Below are 269 nucleotides of genomic sequence, written 5' to 3'. Positions count from 1 at the left end.
CCCGGCGCTGGTCGCCGCGTTCTATGTGGCGCTGCCGGTGCAGTACCTGCTGATTGCCATGGACTGGTACGGCCTGTTCAGCATCTTCATTCCGGTGTACCTGTTCCTGCTGCTGCCGATCCTGGCCAGCTTCGGTGGCGATACCACACGCTTCCTGGAGCGCGCATCGAAGGTGCAGTGGGGGCTGATGATCGCGGTGTACTGCGTTTCCTCCGTGCCCGCGCTGATGACGCTTGATATTCCGGGTTTCGAGGGCCGCAACCTGCTGC

Annotated in this window: 1 pseudogene; it reads left to right on the top strand. The window is 62.8% G+C overall.

Annotation, left to right across the window (positions count from 1 at the left end):
- Window positions 1-269: pseudogene (locus SB725_RS31435) on the top strand (phosphatidate cytidylyltransferase); the annotation flags it as partial.

Source organism: Pseudomonas sp. SIMBA_041, from assembly GCF_046535095.1.
In the GTDB taxonomy this organism is placed as follows: Bacteria; Pseudomonadota; Gammaproteobacteria; order Pseudomonadales; family Pseudomonadaceae; genus Aquipseudomonas; species Aquipseudomonas mucoides.
Note: the sequence above shows the minus strand (reverse complement) of the source record. Positions and strands in the feature narration are given on the sequence as shown.